Genomic DNA, 1,324 nt, shown 5'->3' on the forward strand with positions numbered 1-1,324 from the left:
AGTCTCAAAGTATTCGTTATTCCTGAAGCCGCGGGCCCGGCGTTTGATGTTTTGGATGATACTGTTCATTCCTTCAAGAATTGCATTTGTAATGCGGTACTCGAAGTAATTCAGTATTTCATCCCAATGACCACGGATTAAGCCGCACAGTTCCTTCATTGGTTTCAAACGAGAACGTATCAACCATGAACATAGCTTTTTAAGCTTTGGCTCTGCTTCTTTACGTGACAAGCACTGCTCGTAAATATCCTGCAGTGTTACTCGCATCGAGTAAGCTCTTCCGGTTTTTAAGTGTTTGGATGCCTTCATAAGTTCGCATTTCCATGCAGCCTGTTCATCCGTAAGGTTGACATCGTTTTTTAGCCAAAGGTATTTGGTTCCCTTTAGGAGTTCATTGGTCTTGCATTCCTGCTTGCGGATTGTATCTACAGCATCATTGGCATGCTTTATGACATGGAACTTATCGATGATGGTATTGCTGTTAGGAAAGTTATCTCTGACGCCTTTCCGGAAGCCTAAAGACATATCACAGGTAACGAGCTTTACTTTAGCCGGATCACCATTATGTTGCTTGAAATCTTCGACAAACTTGTCGACCGTGGTATGGTCCTTACCTTCAGTCGTAAAGATTACTTTTCGACCTGCGAGATCAACCATTACCGTGACATAGTTATGGCCTTTTTTACTGGTTTCGTCCATGCCGATGCTATCGACCTCGGAATAGTCTTCGAGTTCTCTGGCAGCATCAACGTAACGCTTTATAAAGCGCCACAAACGATTATCACGGACTCCGACAAGCTTGGCCACGACAGATACCGGAAGATGTTTTGCAAGTTCCATTACCCATGCTTCAAAGAGCAATGTGAACCCAGAGTTCTTTCGTGCCCACGGAGCTCTAACTGTAGGGCATTGACCTTCACCATCGCTGACTTTAGGCATCTTCGCATGGATATACGTTTTATACTGGAAGAAGTTCAGATGCCGCCATGTTCTGTCGGCAGTATCATGAGCGGTCATTTCTATAGGTTTGCCGGATGAATCTGTCCATGCAGATCCGTCCTCATAGTAGAAAACGAACTTAGCTCCACGCTCAAAAGCAATGGTGATATGAAGAGTCATTTCTTTTGGATCATCTTCATCTGGAAGAAACTCAACATTTGATACCTTCCAGGGATATTCAAGTTGAAGTGCCGCAGTGAACAGATCCTTATTATCCATGATACATCCTCCTTGTGTGGCTGGTTGATATATCAAGGATAGCAGAAACTTTTAAATTTAATCAATGAGCAATGGTGGGGTTACCCACTATAAATGACGAAAGGCC

The 1,324-nt window shown here is 43.5% G+C and carries 1 protein-coding gene; it reads right to left on the reverse strand.

The genetic code is table 11. The features are described 5' to 3' along the window. The coding region (locus T515_RS16165) for an ISL3 family transposase (protein ID WP_036613644.1) at positions 1-1,218 on the reverse strand (1,218 nt) is incomplete at its 3' end. Positions 1,219-1,324: the final 106 nt, after the last annotated feature.

It is taken from the genome of Oribacterium sp. P6A1 (assembly GCF_000702885.1).
Taxonomy (GTDB): domain Bacteria; phylum Bacillota; class Clostridia; order Lachnospirales; family Lachnospiraceae; genus Oribacterium.